Genomic DNA, 16,312 nt, shown 5'->3' with positions numbered 1-16,312 from the left:
CTGTGCCACAAACGTGTCACGGGGAGGGGGTGCTGTAGGCAGGGGTGGCGTTCACCGGAGGGCCCGTCGGCTCTGCGAAGGTGATCTCAGGGGCGCCGCCCTGCTCGAACGGCAGCACGAACCGGCGCGGCCACGACAGCACGCCCTCCAGCCAGCCCGCCCCCATGGTCTGCCCGACGTGCCGGATCCTGGCCGCCGCCTCGACCCCGATGGCCACGGTCAGGATGTCGCGCTGGACGCTCTCGTGCTCGTCGTCGCCGAGGATCACCCGCCAGGCCAGCTCCCTGTTGTGGTCCACCTCCATGGACAGCGGGTGGTGGCGCAGCGCCTTGGCCCGGTGGCCGAGCAGCTCGGTGTGGCCGAGGTCGCCGGTGCCCGCGGACGGGCGGAACAGGGCGTACTCCATGGGCGGCGCGGGGCTGCGCAGGTTCGGGGCGGGGTGGCCGTACGGGAAGAGCCGCTCCACCTCGTGCAGCCAGCGCACCTGCGGGATGACCCACGACGCGCCCGGCCGCTCGCCGCCGCTGTCGAGCCCGCCGAGCAGCCGGCCGGCGGCCTCCGCGGCCTTCTCGGTGAGCAGCGAAGGGTCGAACCACGTGCGCAGCGACCAGGCGCGCCGCTGCACGCAGCGCTCGATGAGGGTGGCGAGCAGGCACTCCCTGCGCCGGGCGGGCAGCTCGCCCCAGGCGGCCGACAGCGCGCGCGGCACGCCGGGCAGCGGCCGGTTGCTGACGAAGGCCAGCACGACCGTGTCGCACCAGATGCGCAGCCAGGCCCACTCCTGTGCCCCGGCGAGCACGTCGGCCTCGCGCAGCTCGACCAGCGTGCACGCCTGCCCGGTACGGCACTGCGCCCCGCACGCGGCCGACCTGCGCCCCCTGATGGGCGGCGGCGGCCCGGGCAGCACCTTCTCCCGCGACTCGCCGAGCGGCACCCGCACGCGCAGCGGCCGGTCCATGCCGTCGGCGAACACCGCCGCCGAGCCGGGCTGCAGGGAGACGACGTGGCGCGACTGCTCGTCGCTGAGGTTCATGGCCGCGCCGACGAGCCGCCTGTCGTCCTCGGCGGGCAGCCGGTGCACGACCTTCAGCGCGGTGTTCTTGACCACGTCGGTGACGAGCTTGGTGGGGATCTGCTCGGCCACCACGATGCCCTCGCCGTACGCCCTGATCTCGGCGAGCATCCCGGCCAGCAGCTCGACGGCGTGGGTGGAGGCCCGGCCGTGGCCGCGGTCGCGCAGCAGCCGGTGCGCCTCCTCGATGACGATGACGTGCCGCAGCCCGGTCGAGCGCTCGCGCCGGGCGCGCATGCGCAGGTGCTCGACGATGCGGATGATCAGCGTGCCCATGAGGAACGCCTTGTCCTCGTCGTTGGCGACGTCCTCGATGGCGAGCACGACGTCGCGTTCGAGCAGGCCGCCGATGTCGGCGGGGTGGCCGCCCTCGAAGAAACGCCCTGCGGAGCCGACGCGCAGGGAGCGCAGCCGCAGCGAGATGAAGCCCTCGACGTCGGCCTGCACCTCGCGGCCGTAGCCGATCTCCTTGATGACGTCCATGGCGTGCTGCTGAAGCTGTTCGAGGGTGGGGATGCTGGGCGGGACGTCGGAGCCCGGCACGGCGCCGCCGGTGACGACGTCCCAGCCGGTGGCCTCGTAGACGCGCTGCAGGGCCAGCGACATGATCTGCGGGAACGGCTCCTCGGCGTCGAACGCGGCCATGAACAGCGCCCTGACCATGTCGATGTGGGCCTGGACGGGGTAGCCGGGCTCGGGTTCGAGCGGGTTGACGCTGAACGGCACGCCGTCGGGGGCCGACGGGTTGATCACGGTGACCGGGTCGGGGACGCGGCCCGCCATGGCGGCGTACTCGGACTTGGCGGGCTCGATCGCGAGCCAGGGGATGCGGGCGCGGCTGAGCTGCTCCAGCAGGTGGCGTACGGTCTGCGACTTGCCCGAGCCGGTCGCGCCGGTGACGAACGCGTGCCGGTTGAGCGTGGCGAGCGGCACACGGAACGAGCCGACGCCCCTGTCCTGCCCGTCGAGGATCTCGCCCAGCAGCAGCTCGCCGCCGTCCACGCCGCCGTCCGACTCGGACGTCACGTCGAAGAAGCCCGACTCCAGCACCCGCACGCCGGGCACCTCACGCCGGGGCAGCCCGGCCAGCGCGGCCAGCGCGCCCGCCGTCGCGGCGAAGGGGGCCGCGGCGCCGTCGGCCGGGTCCTGCATGGTGATGGCGAGCGCCTCGGGCAGCGCGTACGCGGCCCCGTGCGAGCTGCGCAGCCGGTACGGATGATGGCTCATCTCGACCGACCCCACGAGCACGGGAGCGATCTGCCGCAGCTCCTCGGCGGTGGCGCCCCCGGCCAGCACGCGCACGTTCCACAGGCCCGCCTCGCGGAAGGCGTCCAGCTCCTGCATGCGCCGCTCGGCCCGCTCCGCGTCGAAGCGGGAGCGCTCGGAGGCGTCGCCGTACTGGCGCAGCACGTTGAGCTGGGTGCGCAGGTGCGCCACCTCGGCGTCCAGCAGGTCGGTCGGCTCGGCGACCACCAGCCAGGCGAACGGCCGGGACATGAGCGTGACCAGCGTCGACTCGAACAACGTGGGCCGCCTGAGCTCGTCGGGGTCGAACTCGCGCCCCCTGCTGCCCAGCGGCGGCGCCTGGCGTCCAGGACACGGCGTCCACACCAGGTCGGCCAGGTCGGCCAGGTACTCCTCGTCCAGCCGCATCCCGCGCGCTCCCCCTGGGAACAGCAGCGGCTGCGGCCCGCTCGGATGGTCGGGCAGGTCGGTGGACCTGCGCGGCTGGCGCGGCGGCGACAGCGGCCCCGCGTTCGTGATCAGCTCTAGCGGCGCCCCCGATCCACGCGACAACCACCCGATCACGAAAGGCCGGTCACGCTGCGCCGCCGACAACACCGCGGGAAGCACGGTGACGAAATCCCATTCCGCCGACGAGCTTCGCGAGGGTGCTGCGATCGACTGAATTCGATACCAGGGCCCGCTCAACGCGACGCTCGGCTGCATTTCAATCCCCCACAGACGGTTCGTAGTTAAATTCCGCCAACCGTCAGCTCGTCACCTTGACATTGACCATGTCATTGCCTGTCCTTGCGCCAGTCCAGGCGTGGCGGTGGTGGCCCGAGGTTCGGTGGCGGCTCTCCGTCGCCGTCGCCGGCCCTGGGGTCGAGTGCCAGCACCGCCTCGCGGACCTCCTCCAGCTCGCCGAGCGTGGTCTTGGGGAAGGTGAGGATGGCCGGGTTCGCGTCGGCCAGGCGGACCCGGCGCCCCTCGGCGGTGGCGTCCGTGACGATCACGGACGTGGTGGGGAGTTGCTGGAGCTGGTGCGGCTCGACGAGGAACTCGCGCGAGCGCTGCAGCACCCGCTCCTTCTCGGAGATCTTGTCGGCGGTGCGCCCCCACTCGGTGGACTCGGTGATGTCGCCCGCGAGGTCGGGCGCGTGCTCGTCGCGGTCCTCGTGCTCGTCGTCCACCTGGGCGATCGTGGAGGTGTAGCCGCCGTCGAGCCCCGGCAGCGAGTCGCTGATCGTCTCGGTGAGCTGGGCCAGCTCGAGCCGGTGCTCGGTGCCCACGTGCTCGCTGGCCACCCGGGCGTCCTCGGCGTTGCCGAGCCGCATGAACGCCACCGCCGCGTGGCCCCTGCCGAGCCGCTCCCTGACCGTGGGGGTGAGCGAGCGGTAGGTGAGGACGAGTCCCGTACGCGAGGTCTCGCAGGCGTCCATGAGCCGGTCGAGCACGTCGCCCCTGAGCTTGTCGGCGCCCGCCACGATGATCGTGTGGTACCAGGGACGGTCGGAGGCGGGCGACTGGCGCAGGATGTGGGTCAGGGCCGTCGCGACGTACGTGCCGAGCACCCGGTTGCCGAACACGCCCGCCTGCCGGTCCATGCTCACCACCCGCAGCCGGGCCGGCGGCAGGCGCACGGCCTGCGTGCCGAGCGACTCCAGCTTGCGCAGCTGCGACTCCAGCGCCCAGGCCCGCTCGATCACCACCCGGTCGCTCACCCCGCGCCCGAACAGCGTGCCGATGCGTTCGAGCTGGGTGGCGGTGATCAGCCCGTACCTCAGGTCGTCGCGCGGGTCGCCCACCTGCGCCAGGGCCCGCAGCGCGGCGGTGACCTGGCTGATCGTGGCGTTCTCGCCGAGCACCTCAAGCACCCGCTCCAGGATCGCGTTGTCGAAGCTCAGGTCGCGGGTGGTGCGGTGCTCCTCGCTGACGCTCACCACATGGGCCAGGACGTCGGCGAACGCCTCAGGCTTGAGCGTGGCTCCGAGGTCGAGCCGCGGCAGGTCGACCGGCAGCACCCACACCAGCGGGTCGTCGCCGCCCTTGCGGGCCAGCTCGATCAGGTCCTTGGCGATCGCGCCCTCCGACAGGTCGAGCACCGTGAGGTGGCCGCCGCTGTAGAGCCTGGTCGCGCCGATCAGCGTCACCAGCGCCGACCAGCCGGGTAAGGTGCCGCCCGCCACGTCGATGCGGTCGATCTCGTCGGGCACCGAGACGGCGTACCAGGTCAGCTGCCTGTCGTGGCGCTCCTTCGACTCCTGCCACTCGCGGTAGCGCTGGGCGTGCTCCTCCTGCGCGCGGAACAGCTCCTTGTCACGTTCCTGACGTCGCCGTTCGTCCTTGGCCTGCTGTTCGAGGACCCGGTACCTGACCGCGCGGTCGCCCTGCAGCAGCGCGTAGCTGCAGATGCCCGCCACGCCGCCGGCCGCGACCAGCCCGAGCAGGGCGAAGGGCCAGGCGAGGTAGCCGGACAGCGCGGCGCCCAGGATGAGCACGGTGAGGACGAGCATGAACAGGCGGACGTGGCGTACCGGCCGGTTGAGCATGTCCTCCAGCTGCCGCTCGCGGCGCAGCAGCTCGGACGCGGCGGGGTCGGGCGGCTCCTGCGCGGCGGCCTCCTCGCCCGGCGAGGGGCGTTTGGGCGGCGGCCCCGGATCGGGATGGAGCAGGATGTACTGCCAGCCCAGGTAGATGCGGTCCGCCTGGAGCTGGGCATGCTCGGGATGCACGTCCGCCACGTGACCCTCCGGCCGCCGATATGTCATTAGGTGTAGGGCTCAGCCCATTCCCGCTCCGTGACAGCGTATGAGCTAGAACCACCGTAGCGGCAGGGTTCTCGGCAATTTGACCAGTCCGATGGGAGCATTGCGGCAGATGAGACGAACGGGAGCTATTACCATCCTTACCCATGACGGAACCCTCCGGCGACCGCACTGACAAGCCCAGACGCCCGGTAGTGGTGCCCGCCATCGCCCTGACGGCTCTGACCGTCATCGGCATCACCGCCCTGCTGGGCGGCCTCGGCGAGGCTCCCGAGGAGGTCGAGCCGCTGAGCCCGGGCGCCGTGCTCGACCAGGGCCTGTACGACACCAAGTTCGTCGAGTCACGCTTCAGGGTCGAGCGGGCCCAGAACACGTGGGACGAGGACAAGCGCTTCCTCGAGCTCGTCTTCGACGTCACCAACAAGGGCGACGAGACCCTCCCCGTGGGCACGCCGCCCGCCAAGCCCGAGCAGGCGTTCACGTCCACGACCTTCGCCGGGTCGCTCGTGAAGATCACGCCGACGATCAAGGAGGAGTGGGGACCGGCCGTGTTCGCGCTCAGCAAGGGCGGCGAGACCCGGCAGCTGCACCCCGGCGTGACCAGCGAGGTCGTCGTCAGGTACCGGCTGCAGGACGGCGTGCAGGTGCCCGACAAGGTCACCCTCGACGTGGCCTCCTTCGAGGAGCGCGAGAGCTTCAACAACGCCCGGCTCGAGTGGACCATGGTCACCGAGGAGGCCGGCGAGCGGTCCCTGCGGCCCGTCGTCAAGGCCCGCGTGACCCTGCCGGTGAAGAAGGGCGGCACGGCATGACCCTCACGGACCAACGCTCGGAGGCCGTCCCCGGCCCCCAGTCCAGGCGGGGCGGCCGGCGTCGTGGCCGCGGCTCCGGGATCGCTGGCGTGGCCGCCGGGCTCGTGATGCTGCTCGCCGCCGTCGGGCTGCAGACCAAGGCGCTCGGAGGCACCGTCAGCGACCCGCTCAGCTACACGGGCGGCAAGGGCGAGGTCGTGGACGCCCAGCGGTTCTCCGTACGGCTCGACTCGTTCACCACCGCCAGGAAGATCCAGCTCTCCGACACCGAGACCATCGAGACGGGGAACGTCTTCCTCATCGTCCGGGCGTCGGCCAGGTCCAGCATGAAGCCGTACCACCTGGGGCAGCCCGACCTGCTCACCCCCGACGGCGTGCGGTTCGCCGCCACCGACCGGGTGGACAGCCAGAAGACGCTGGCCAACGTGTGGGTGCAGCCGGACATCTGGGTCAGCGGGCCGTTCTTCTTCGAAGTCCCCGCCGGTGCGCTGCCGGGGGCGCGCGTGGTGTTCAAGCTGCCGCCGCAGGCGGGGGCCCAGGAGCCGTACCGGCCTGAGGTCGAGATCGATCTCGGCCTGGACGAGGCGGCGGCGCGCAAGCTCGCCGACTCGCCGCAGGACGTCTACTCGATCGTTGAGAAGTGAGCTCAGGATGAGCACGAACGACTGGTTCTCGCCCCGCAGAGACCCCAAGCCCGACCCCGACACAGAACCCACCGCAACCCCCGACAAAGGCCCCACCGTCGGCCCCACCGTCGGGCGCACCCCCGGGCCCACCGTCGGGCCCACCGCAAGACACGCCGCAGAACCCGCCGTCGGGCCCGGGTCCGACGTCCCGCCGCGGTCGGCCCACGAGCAGGCCCCTGGCAAGGGCCTTCCGCCGGGGCCCGGCATGCGGGGCGGGCTCCCCGGCCGCGCGTCCGGTCAGGGCGCCCCGTCCGCCTATGACTGGTCCCCGTCCGAACACGACTGGACCCCCGGGAACGCGCCCGCCCCTCAGCCCCGCCGCCGCCACGCCGCCCCTGACCCCTCTGCGCCCCACGGCCACCCGGCCGAACCCGCCGGCTGGGCTCCCAGAGGCGCCTACGACCCCGCACAAGCGCCCGCGCCAGCCCCCCGTGCCCCGCAGCCAAGCGGCCCCTCCTACGGCTCAGACCAAGCCTGGAGCGCCGCACACCCCGACGCCCCTCAGCAAGCCTGGGCCGGCCCACCGACCGACACCCCTCCCCACGCCCCTCACCAGGGCCGGGCCGACACCCCCGCCTACGCCCCTGAGCAGGGCTGGGGCGGCACTCCGGCCGGAGCGCCCAGGCATGCCCAGGCGCCGGCGGGTGATCCCGTGTTCGGGCCCGGCAGCGCGCCGGCGGTGCCGGGTGATGGCGGGGGCGGGCAGCGCGGCGGCAGGCACTCCGGTGGGCCCGCTTACGGCGAGCAAGGCCCTGAGGCGGCGTTCGGACAGAGCGACGGGCGCGGCTTCGGCCAAGGGCCCGGCGACCAGCGTGGCCCTGATCAGGGGTCCGGTGACCAGTGGAGTCCCGGTCAAGGGCCCGGCGACCAGCGGGGGCCCGGTCAAGGGCCCGGCGACCAGCGGGGGCCCGGCCAGGGGCCCGGTGACCGGCGGGGGGCCGGTCAAGGGTCCGGGCGGGGGCGGCGGTTCGGGCCGGGGGGCGGGCCGCAGGTCGGTGATGTGCGGGGGCGGCGGGCCACCAGTGATCAGCAGGTGTGGCCGCCCGCTCCTCGCGAGCCGGTCAGCGGTGCGACGCAACCCATTCCCGCCGTCAGGACGGCCGGGCCGCCGCCGCAGTACCGGCCGGGCGCCCCGGCTCAACCGCCCATCGCCCCACCCATTGCCCCGCCCATCGCGGCGGGAGCGCCGGGTCTCGCGGCCGGAGAGGGGCAGTCCTTCGCGCAGGGCGCCCCGGCCCCAGGCGCCGAGCCGTTCCCCGGCCCCGAAGCGAGCGGGCAGGGGCCCGCGGAAAGCACCGGGGCCCAAGGCGGGGGCAGGTCGAAGCGGCGTACGGCGCTGGTGGCCGCGGCGGCCGTGCTGGCGTGCCTGCTGACGACCGCCGCACAGACCTACGACGGCCACGTCTTCTACGAGAAGACCACCGAGAAGGAGACGAAGGAGATCGTCGTCGCGGCGGGCCAGGCGGGCAAGGTGAACGGCGTCGAGTGGAAGGCCGCCCTGTCCCGCACCGACGCGCCCCCGGGCAGCGCGCACGGCCCCGAGGTGACCTGGCTCAAGGTGGACATCTCCAGGAAGGTCGTCGACAAGGGCAGCGCCACGATGGTGGCGGAGCCCACCGACGTCCAGGTGCAGGACCGCGCGGGACGGATCTGGACGGCGCCCATCGAGGCGGTGGGCGACCGGCCGACGGACCGGCTCGTGGTGGGCAGGGAGTACAGGATCCAGGGGCTGGCGATCGTGCCGACGCCGGTGGCGAACGAGGTGGAGCTGTCGTTCCGGCCCAGCAACTACCGTTCCGACACCCCGACCGATGAGCTGTTCACCCGCGAGGGCGCGGAGAAGCTGGTGCCGGACGTGGAGGTGCTGCGGTTCAGGCGCCGCTGAGCCGGCCGGTCACCCGTCCTCGAGCGGGCGGCCGGCCAGGCGGGCGCGGGTGGCCGCGAGATCGTACGTGGCCGCCAGCAGCGCCATGGTGAGCACGGTCACCACCATGTCCCGGACGAACGACACGGGCACCGCCTGGTAGACGCCGACCCACTCGTCCCGGACGCCGATGAGCATCATGACGCCGCGCTGCGCGTACTGGCCGCCGATCTCGAGGGCGGCGTAGCACAGGCACATCATGCCGAACAGCGGCATCCCGCCGTTGAAGATCATCCGCAGCGAGTTGGCGAGCGGCACCCAGCGGTCCCTGAACCCGCCGGTGAGCTGGTCGAACGACTTCTGCGTGATGTCGTGGCTGCTCTCCAGCCGGTCGATGCCGCGCTCCAGGCGGGTGCCCCTGAGCAGGGTGCGGGCCTCGTCGGAGAACGCGCCGAAGACCAGCATGGCCACGGTGAGCCAGGCGAGCGGCACGGCCACGCCGTCGAGGAACAGCGGCCACACCTCGCCCCACCAGCTCGTGACGGTGTCCCAGAGCGGCACGTTCTCCTTGGCCTGGGTGAGCAGTTCCTCGGTGCCGGCGATGGCCTTGCGGTGCTGCACCCACTCCGAGCGGGCGTCGCTGAAGGCGACGGTGGCGTTCAGGCCGTAGAAGACGAAGGCGAACTCGGAGAAGGCGGCGAGGAAGCCGAAGAACCTGCCCTTGTTCTGCTCGACGAACTTGGAGAACAGCCACTTGAGCCCGAAGGTGACGGCCATGGCGCCGAGCGAGACCCGCCAGTCCAGGTCGACCAGGCCGCGGCCGACGTCGCTCTGCTCACCGAAGAAGGACGCGTCCTGCTGGTCGTAGAGGTGGTGGAAGATGTCCATCTGGAAGACGTCCCTGGCGTCCTCCTTCTGGAAGCCCCAGGCCAGATAGAGCACCGCGAACGCGGGCGCGATCCGGTCGAGGGTGCGGAAGAACTTCTCCTCCCTGACGCCGTCCCCGGCTCGTGCGCGCACCTCCCACAGCGCGCCGCGCAGGCTGTGCAGCATGCCGGCGGTGACGGTCATCGCGGCGAGCACGATGAGCGTCAGCAGGGTCATGACGGCGACGAGGCGGACCTGCCGGTAGTCCCCGTACGCGACCTCGGATGCGGCGTAGAGCAGCACGAAGCGGACGAGCTGGCCCGCGGCGTACCAGAGGATCAGCGGCGCGGCGCACTTGCCCGCCAGGCGGAGGGCGTGCAGGGGCAGTGAGTACGGCGACGGCATCTGCTGAGCCGGCGGGGGCCCTGGTTGCGGCGGCGCCGTCACACCTGTCGAACCGGACATCTGTGGAATCGTAGCGTTCTGTCCCATGTGACGCAGCCGCAACCCTTGAAGACGCTGCGCGATCAAGAGCCAGGTGAGCGGCGCCTTACCCCGGCGGTGACAAAGGTTTCCCCTCGGCGAACGGGGTCACGACCCGCCTCCCGTGCGGCACCATTGCGGTATGAAACCGCAACCCGCGATCGACACCGATCCCCGCGTGGTGGGCGATCGATTGCGGCGGCTGCGACAGGCGCGCGGCGTCTCGCTCTCCGAGCTGGCCAAGCGGGCGGGCATCGGCAAGGCCACGCTGTCGGGCGTGGAGACCGGCACCCGCAACCCCACGCTCGAAACCCTGTGGGCGATCACCGCGCAGCTGGGCGTGCCCATCGGGGCCATCCTCGACGCGCCGCCGGAGCCGCAGGTCATGCGGGGCACGGCCATCGAGGCCGAGCTGCTCGAGGTCTTCGAGGACGACCGGGTCACGTACGAGCTCTACCGCGTACGCGTCCCGCCCGGCCTCACCCAGACCTCACCCGCCCATCACGAGGGGGTGAGCGAGCACGTCACGGTCTTCACCGGCACCCTGAGCGCCGGCCCCGTCGACGCGCCGCTCACGGCCGGCCCGGGCGACCACATCTCGTGGCGGTCCGACGTGCCGCACGGCTACCGCGCGCACGGTCCCGACGTCGTACGCGCCACGCTCCTCATGCGTTACCCCACCCCACCAGCGTGAGACACGCGAAGGGCCCGCGTCCGTCAGCCGGACGCGGGCCCTTCGTCATGGGTCAGACGGCCACCGCGAGCTGGGCGACCTCACCCAGCTTGGCCTGGACCTGGACGTCACGGGTGACGCCGCCGCCCGCGATGATGCGGACGGTCCAGTCGCCAGGGGCGGCGAAGAAACGGAAGACACCGTCGTCGGAGACCACGACCTCGCCGGTGAACTCACCCGAGTGGTCGAGCAGCCGCGCGTAGGCGGTGCCGGCGCCGGTCACGACGCCCTGGATGACGGCCTGGTTGGACAGATCGATGCCGGCGGGCAGCGCCACGGTCTGCTCCGGCGCCCCGCACCCTTGTGCACTCATCAGCGGGCCTCCCCCAGCTCGATCGGCACGCCCACGAGCGAGCCGTATTCGGTCCACGAACCGTCGTAGTTCTTCACGTTGGACTGCTCCAGGATCTCGTGGAGCACGAACCAGGTGTGCGCCGACCGCTCGCCGATGCGGCAGTAGGCGATGGTGTCCTTGCCGAAGTCGACCCCGGCCTCCTGGTAGAGGGCGCGCAGGTCGTCGTCGGACTTGAAGGTGCCGTCGTCGTTGGCCGCCTTGGACCACGGGATGTTGCGGGCCGTCGGCACGTGGCCGCCGCGCTGCGCCTGCTCCTGCGGCAGGTGGGCGGGGGCCAGCAGCTTGCCGGTGAACTCGTCGGGCGAGCGCACGTCGACCAGGTTGAGCTTGCCGATCGCCGACACCACGTCGTCGCGGAAGGCGCGGATCGCGGTGTCCTGGTCCTTGGCGACGTACTGCGTCTTGGGCCGCTGGGGCACGTCGCGCACCAGCTCGCGGGAGTCGAGCTCCCACTTCTTGCGGCCGCCGTCGAGCAGCTTGACGTTCGCGTGGCCGTAGAGCTTGAAGTACCAGTAGGCGTAGGCGGCGAACCAGTTGTTGTTGCCGCCGTAGAGCACGACGGTGTCGTCGTTGGAAATGCCACGGTCGGACAGCAGGGCCTCGAAACCGGTCTTGTCGACGAAGTCGCGTCGCACCGGGTCCTGCAGGTCCTGACGCCAGTCGACCTTCACGGCGCCACGGATGTGGCCCTTGTCGTAGGCGCTGACGTCCTCGTCGACCTCGACGAGGACGACTCCGGGCGTGTCGAGGTTGGCCTCGACCCAGTCGGCGTCCACCAGGGCGGCGGAGCGGCTCATTGGGATACCTCCATGTTGGCGGCGGGCAGTAGTCGGCGAATGAGCAGGTACATCGCGCAGCCAAGGCAGAATCCGCAGGCTGCGATGAGGAAGGCGGCGAGGGTGGCCGCGGCCGAGGCCGAAAGGGCCTGCGGCGTGATTACGGCGGCGAATCCGGCCGGCCCCACGACCGCGAGGACCGGCCGGACGAGTCCGGGGTCCTTCCCGGCGCCGGGCGCCGGGCGGAGCATCGTTTGCGGTGAGCGACGGAACGCACCCAGTGCGCGACTCAGCGCCCTGACGGCGAGCAGCCGGAGGCTCTCGGAGATCAGGGCGGAGGCGAGGATCTGGGTGATGACGGCCGCGCCGAAGCGCAGCATTCTGGGATCGGCACGCATCGCAGGATGCTCCTGAAGGGTCGATTTGAGGCGGATGGCGAATCCGCGCGAGATCGTCCTCAGGCAGCGCGACAGAGCGCGGTGGCGACGCGGCAGAAATCAACCGCGCGCCGCTTCGTCAGCAGCTCTGTCGATGGGTTCATGAACATGACAGTACTCGGCGTCTCGTCATCTGTCACATCTCGTCCGGTTGGTGAGACGACATGTGAGACGCATCGCCTCTCACACATTCGGTCACACTTCCGGTCACACTTCCGGTACGGCCAGCGCCAGCGCCGCCAGCACCTCGGTCTTTCTGGGCAGCCCAGAAGCCCTCTTCACCACCGTCCCCGCCGGATCGAGCACCAGCACGGTCGGCGTGCCGGTGATCCCCAGCCTGCGGACGAGCTCCAGCCGCGACTCGGCGTCGACCTCGACGTGCCGCACCCCCGGAACCAGCGCGCTCACATCGGCCAGAATCCTGCGGGTCGCCCGGCACGGCTGACAGAACGCCGTCGAGAACTGCACGAGCGTCGCCCGCTCCCCCAGCCCTTCCCCGAGTTCCTCCGCGGAAAGACGCTCGGGGGCGGCCTCGTGTGCGCGATCGTCCCGACGCAGGTGACTCACCCCGATCAACAAGCCGAGCGCCGCCGCCGACGCCCTCCGGTCATCCCCCGGTGCAACCTCCCACCCCCGCGTTTCCTTCCCACCGTCGGTGGCTGAGGTGGGGGAAGGGGTGTCGGCGCGGCGAGCCCCGCCGGAAGGCACGCTCAGCCGCGAGGCCCGCGCGGCTGAGCGAGAAACGCGGGCGGGCCGGGGCCGCGGGTCACTTGCCGGCGGGGATTTTGAGCAGGGAGTTGCCTGAGTCGTCCACCACTTCGAAGTGGGTGATCTCCGACAGCGCCAGTGAGGTGCGGCGGGAGAAGACCGTTCTTTCGCGGTAGGTGTCGGGGGCGATCTGCCAGGTCTGCGTAGTTTCGCGGCGGCCGTCGGCGGCGACCACGACCAGGCCGCACGTGGTGCCGACGGGGATGCCCGTGACGCGGACGCCCAGTTCGGTGCCGGTTTCGGCGGGGAGGGCCTGGACTGTGGCGCGGTAACCGTCCGCGCGGTTCTCGCCGGTGAACTCGCGTCCTTCCTGAGCCTTGCGGGGCGCGGGAGAAGCGCGGGGTTCCGCATCGGACGGGGCCGGGGTCTTCAGAGCTCGGCTGGGGCTCGGCGTGGCGGCCGCGCCGTACGGCTGCTCGGTGGGGGCCTGCTTGGCGGCGTCGGACTGGTCGGACTGGTCAGACTGGTCGGGCTGGTCGGAGCGGCGGGGCTCGACCATGGGACGGTCGCCGGCGCTCTCCTCCGACGCGCCCTGGTCGGCCAGGACCCGCGGGCCCGACTCCTGGGACCGCGCGGCCGCGGGCGCCTGGGCGGTCGTCGCCTCGTGGCTCGACGTGACCTGGATGGACGTCCAGACCGTGCCGCCCACCACCAGCACCGCCGCGCACGCCGCGACCGCGGTCAGGATCCGGCCGCGTCGCGACCGTCTGGCGCGGTCGTTGAGCAGCCGGTCGAGCACCTGCCGCGGCGGGCTGGTCACCACCTCGACGTCGCGCTCGGACACCTTCCCGAGGAACGACGTGAGGCCGGCCAGCTCCTCCAGCTCGGCGCCGCACGCCTCGCAGGTGGCCAGGTGGTGGTTGATCTCCAGTGCTTCTTCCGGGTCGAGTGCGCCCAGGGCGTGCGCGCCGAGCGCGATCCGGACCTCCTCACACGTCATCACGGCGCCAGCCCCCGTTCTTCGAGCGCCAGCTTCAGGGCGCGCAACGCGTAGTACGTACGGGACTTGACCGTTCCCGGCGGTATGCCCAGCGTCGCCGACGCCTCCTTCACCGATCGCCCCCGGTAGTAGACCTCCAGCAGCACGTCGCGGTGCTCGGGCCGCAGCGCGGCGAGCGCCTCGGCCACCGCCCACGACTCGACCGCGCGCTCGAGCTCGTCGTCGGCCGGCAGGACCGCCAGCGCCTCGTCGCCGGTCTCCGGCGGCCTGGCCTTCCTGGCGCGATGCTGGTCCACGACGAGATTACGGGCCACTGTGAACAACCACGCGCGGATCGGCCGTCCGGACATGGCCTCGGGATGCCGCCAGGCCCGCAACAGGGTCTCCTGGACGACGTCCTCGGCCCGGCCCGAGTCGCCGGTCATGCGAAGCACGTAACCGTAGAGTGGCCCAGCGTGCTCGTCGAAGAGGGTCCTCACGAGTTCCTCGTCGGCGGTGTCCGCTGCTGTCACGTCCTCATCACGTACGCGGCGACGCGTCGGTTCACGCTCATCCACGGATCGGCACGTCAGACGCTTCTGCCGAGAACTCCAGCCCGCCCGGCACGCTCCTGACCCCGGTCACCTTCACGTCGAAGGGCAGCTCGCCCTTGAACGGGATGGTGTAGGAGACCAGCCTGGCGACCTGGTCGGGCACGCCCTCGATCTTCTCTGCCTGGACCCTGATGCCGCCGTCGATGAGCTCGACCCGCATCTCGGCGTCGAACTTCACCTTCTGGGCGCCCACCGTCACCTCGCCCGACGCGGTGAGCCTGTCGCCGTTGCCGCCGATCTTGACTCCCTGGGGCGCGTATTTGTCGATGGTGGCCCTGCTGAGCGTGCCGGTGACGGTGACGCGGCGGGCCCTGACGTCGGGGCGGTTCTGCAGGATGCCGTCGAGCGGCGCGGTCACGTCGTGGGCGGCGCCGTGCAGGTTGCGCACGGGCACGCCGCCGTAGGTGAACGTGCCGAGGTCGAACCGCACCTCCGGGTAGTGGCCGGAGATGGCCTGGGTCAGAAAGGGGATGCCCGTAATGGTGACGGTCGGGGTGCCGGACAGGTCGGCGGAGGCGGCGATGCGATTGGCGAGATCGCGCTCGACGCCCGCGACGGCGACCCGGTCGGCGGCGACAAGGAGAATGACGAGCACGATCAGCGAAACGATCAGCTTGCGCATGGGGCTCCCTGTCTTGGGCGGGGGTCAAGAGCCTATCGATCCGGCATGACTCATTCCCCCGGAAAGCGGTTGCTCACCAGCGGATCAGCCGCCGGCGAAGGGCGGCAGCACCTCGACGACCGAGCCGTCGGCGAGCACGACCTGATCGTGCGCGCGCTTTCCCACAGGTGAGCCGTCCACCAGGAACGAGCAGCGCAGGACCACCCTGGCCAGTTCGTCACGATCTCGTGTGATTTTGGTCATGAGTTCACCAAGAGTGACCGCGTCGAACGACTCTTCCGCGACTCCGGCGGCATCCTTCGCCGCCGCCCAATAACGTATTTTTCCTGTGGCCATGCCTGCCTCACAATCGTTTCAGCTCTATTGTGCGTTCTCCTTAACGAGCTTGTTTCAGGAGACGCGCTGTTCACCTGCTGGACGCGCAATGGACGCGACTAACTCGTGGGATATCCTCACTCACATGGACTCGGGCGACGTAGCCCCCGGGTCCTTGCGTGTTTGAGGAGGCCGTAATGAGCAACCTGCTGCTGCTGACCAACGCCCTCGAGCCGTCCTCCGAGGTGCTGCCTGCGCTGGGGTTGCTGCTCCACTCGGTCCGGGTCTCGCCCGCGGAGGCGTCCGCGCTCATCGACACCCCGCCCGCCGACGCGGTCCTCGTCGACGCGCGCAAGGAGCTCGTGCAGGCCAAGAGCCTGTGCCGGCTCATCAGGACCACCGGCATCGACTGCCCGCTCCTCGTCATCGTCACCGAGGGCGGGCTCGCCGCCATGACCGCCGAGTGGGGCGTCGACGACGTCCTGCTCGACAGCGCGGGCCCGGCCGAGGTGGAGGCGCGGCTGCGCATGGCCACCGGCCGCATCTCGCAGGCGGCGGCCGAGGAGGTGCCCGACGAGATCCGCAGCGGTGACCTGTCGATCGACGAGGCGACCTACACCGCGCGGCTGCGCGGGCGCGTGCTCGACCTCACGTTCAAGGAGTTCGAGCTGCTCAAATACCTCGCCCAGCACCCCGGCAGGGTCTTCACCAGGGCCCAGCTGCTGCAGGAGGTCTGGGGCTACGACTACTTCGGCGGCACCAGGACGGTCGACGTGCACGTCCGGCGGCTGCGCGCCAAGCTCGGCACCGAGTACGAGTCGCTGATCGGAACGGTCCGCAACGTCGGCTACCGCTTCGTCCCCGACCGCGCCGACACCGACAAGGCCGACACCGCGAGCGTCTGATCCCCGATTGACAGCGGCAGCCCGCTGTCGTCAACTGATGTGACAGGTCGTCGCACAGGCCGTTGATGCCTGTCATGTCAGGGACACCGCCG

General features: G+C 71.4%; 17 protein-coding genes. 5 read left to right on the top strand and 12 right to left on the bottom strand.

Going from position 1 to position 16,312, the window contains the following annotated elements:
* Positions 1-16 precede the first annotated feature (16 nt).
* A complete protein-coding gene (locus AB0K28_RS33945) occupies positions 17-2,869 on the bottom strand; it encodes an ATP-binding protein (protein WP_364377983.1) in 2,853 nt (950 codons plus the stop codon).
* A gap of 224 nt (positions 2,870-3,093) precedes the next feature.
* A complete protein-coding gene (locus AB0K28_RS33940) occupies positions 3,094-5,040 on the bottom strand; it encodes a hypothetical protein (protein ID WP_364377981.1) in 1,947 nt (648 codons plus the stop codon).
* Positions 5,041-5,210: 170 nt separating this feature from the next.
* Here AB0K28_RS33940 and AB0K28_RS33935 point away from each other — a divergent pair, with 170 nt between their 5' ends.
* The 3 genes from AB0K28_RS33935 to AB0K28_RS33925 are packed head-to-tail and all read left to right on the top strand — an operon-like array spanning position 5,211 to position 8,447.
* Entirely contained in the window at positions 5,211-5,876 is a 666-nt protein-coding gene (locus AB0K28_RS33935; protein ID WP_345395259.1) for a hypothetical protein, read from the top strand.
* Positions 5,873-6,520: a hypothetical protein gene (locus AB0K28_RS33930; RefSeq protein ID WP_364377979.1), complete on the top strand. Its 648-nt coding sequence runs from the start codon at positions 5,873-5,875 to the stop codon at positions 6,518-6,520. Before AB0K28_RS33935 ends, AB0K28_RS33930 begins: the two co-directional genes overlap by 4 nt.
* A 7-nt stretch (positions 6,521-6,527) precedes the next feature.
* Positions 6,528-8,447, top strand: coding sequence for a hypothetical protein (locus AB0K28_RS33925; protein WP_364377977.1), 1,920 nt, complete (start codon positions 6,528-6,530; stop codon positions 8,445-8,447).
* A 9-nt stretch (positions 8,448-8,456) separates the two neighbouring features.
* Here the strand turns inward: AB0K28_RS33925 and AB0K28_RS33920 are convergent, their stop codons facing one another.
* The gene (locus tag AB0K28_RS33920) at positions 8,457-9,758 is read right to left on the bottom strand and encodes a hypothetical protein (RefSeq protein ID WP_364377975.1); all 1,302 of its coding nucleotides are present in this window, start codon (positions 9,756-9,758) and stop codon (positions 8,457-8,459) included.
* A 160-nt stretch (positions 9,759-9,918) separates the two neighbouring features.
* On the opposite strand from AB0K28_RS33920, the gene AB0K28_RS33915 reads away from it, so the two are divergent.
* Positions 9,919-10,470 (top strand): XRE family transcriptional regulator, encoded by a 552-nt coding sequence (locus tag AB0K28_RS33915; protein WP_345395247.1) that lies wholly within the window; start codon positions 9,919-9,921, stop codon positions 10,468-10,470.
* A 52-nt stretch (positions 10,471-10,522) separates the two neighbouring features.
* On the opposite strand, the gene AB0K28_RS33910 is transcribed toward AB0K28_RS33915, so the two are convergent.
* From AB0K28_RS33910 to AB0K28_RS33870, 9 genes are all read right to left on the bottom strand, one after another.
* Positions 10,523-10,822 (bottom strand): DUF1416 domain-containing protein, encoded by a 300-nt coding sequence (locus AB0K28_RS33910; RefSeq protein ID WP_355417121.1) that lies wholly within the window; start codon positions 10,820-10,822, stop codon positions 10,523-10,525.
* Positions 10,822-11,661 carry a sulfurtransferase gene (locus AB0K28_RS33905; RefSeq protein WP_364377972.1) on the bottom strand — a complete coding sequence of 280 codons (840 nt, stop codon included), beginning with the start codon at positions 11,659-11,661 and terminating at the stop codon, positions 10,822-10,824. The genes AB0K28_RS33910 and AB0K28_RS33905 overlap by 1 nt, the downstream gene beginning before the upstream one ends.
* A complete protein-coding gene (locus AB0K28_RS33900; RefSeq protein ID WP_364377970.1) occupies positions 11,658-12,038 on the bottom strand; it encodes a DUF4395 family protein in 381 nt (126 codons plus the stop codon). The genes AB0K28_RS33905 and AB0K28_RS33900 overlap by 4 nt, the downstream gene beginning before the upstream one ends.
* A 59-nt stretch (positions 12,039-12,097) precedes the next feature.
* Positions 12,098-12,181 (bottom strand): putative leader peptide, encoded by an 84-nt coding sequence (locus tag AB0K28_RS33895; RefSeq protein WP_350668905.1) that lies wholly within the window; start codon positions 12,179-12,181, stop codon positions 12,098-12,100.
* A 103-nt stretch (positions 12,182-12,284) separates the two neighbouring features.
* Positions 12,285-12,635 (bottom strand): thioredoxin family protein, encoded by a 351-nt coding sequence (locus AB0K28_RS33890; protein ID WP_364378249.1) that lies wholly within the window; start codon positions 12,633-12,635, stop codon positions 12,285-12,287.
* Between the two features lie 208 nt (positions 12,636-12,843).
* Positions 12,844-13,785 (bottom strand): zf-HC2 domain-containing protein, encoded by a 942-nt coding sequence (locus tag AB0K28_RS33885; protein WP_364377968.1) that lies wholly within the window; start codon positions 13,783-13,785, stop codon positions 12,844-12,846.
* Positions 13,785-14,297, bottom strand: coding sequence for a sigma-70 family RNA polymerase sigma factor (locus AB0K28_RS33880; protein ID WP_355417109.1), 513 nt, complete (start codon positions 14,295-14,297; stop codon positions 13,785-13,787). Before AB0K28_RS33880 ends, AB0K28_RS33885 begins: the two co-directional genes overlap by 1 nt.
* A 37-nt stretch (positions 14,298-14,334) precedes the next feature.
* Positions 14,335-15,000: a DUF2993 domain-containing protein gene (locus AB0K28_RS33875; RefSeq protein ID WP_345395238.1), complete on the bottom strand. Its 666-nt coding sequence runs from the start codon at positions 14,998-15,000 to the stop codon at positions 14,335-14,337.
* 84 nt (positions 15,001-15,084) lie between these two features.
* The gene (locus AB0K28_RS33870; protein WP_364377966.1) at positions 15,085-15,336 is read right to left on the bottom strand and encodes a MoaD/ThiS family protein; all 252 of its coding nucleotides are present in this window, start codon (positions 15,334-15,336) and stop codon (positions 15,085-15,087) included.
* A gap of 176 nt (positions 15,337-15,512) precedes the next feature.
* On the opposite strand from AB0K28_RS33870, the gene AB0K28_RS33865 reads away from it, so the two are divergent.
* Positions 15,513-16,220, top strand: a complete 708-nt coding sequence (locus tag AB0K28_RS33865) for a response regulator transcription factor (RefSeq protein ID WP_345395235.1) — start codon at positions 15,513-15,515, stop codon at positions 16,218-16,220.
* Positions 16,221-16,312 lie beyond the last annotated feature (92 nt).

Origin of the sequence: Nonomuraea sp. NPDC049504 (assembly GCF_040676845.1) — a bacterium.
Lineage (GTDB): Bacteria > Actinomycetota > Actinomycetes > Streptosporangiales > Streptosporangiaceae > Nonomuraea > Nonomuraea salmonea.
Note: the sequence above shows the minus strand (reverse complement) of the source record. Positions and strands in the feature narration are given on the sequence as shown.